The organism is Variovorax sp. 01N429, from assembly GCF_056399425.1.
Genome location: NZ_JBFTRG010000231.1, coordinates 1 through 371, shown reverse-complemented (window position 1 = coordinate 371; position 371 = coordinate 1). Strand labels below are relative to the sequence as shown.

Below are 371 nucleotides of genomic sequence, written 5' to 3'. Positions count from 1 at the left end.
ATCCTGACCCGTACGTCGCCGACATCGGCCGGCACGGTGAGCCAGGTGTCGTCGACGTCGGGGGCGGCGACCGGCTGGGCCTGGATGTCGTCCAGGACCTTGCGGGCCGCCTCCGGAGCCAGTTGGTACAGGAACGGGGGCTGCGCCGTCGCGTCGGCGATCGCCTGCGCCGACTGCTCGAGGACGTGGCGGGTCATGGCGTCCTTCCTTCTTTCGGGGTGGCGGGTTCCTCGCGGAAGCCGATCTCGCGGTGGGTGCCGTCGCACAGCCGCCGACTGCTCGAGGACGTGGCGGGTCATGGCGTCCTTCCTTCTTTCGGGGTGGCGGGTTCCTCGCGGAAGCCGATCTCGCGGTGGGTGCCGTCGCACAGC

At 70.9% G+C, this 371-nt stretch carries 1 protein-coding gene; it reads right to left on the bottom strand.

The features are described 5' to 3' along the window. On the bottom strand, window positions 1-197 hold a 197-nt coding region (locus AC1DSF_RS31380), incomplete at its 3' end, for a hypothetical protein (RefSeq protein WP_478184211.1). Window positions 198-371: the final 174 nt, after the last annotated feature.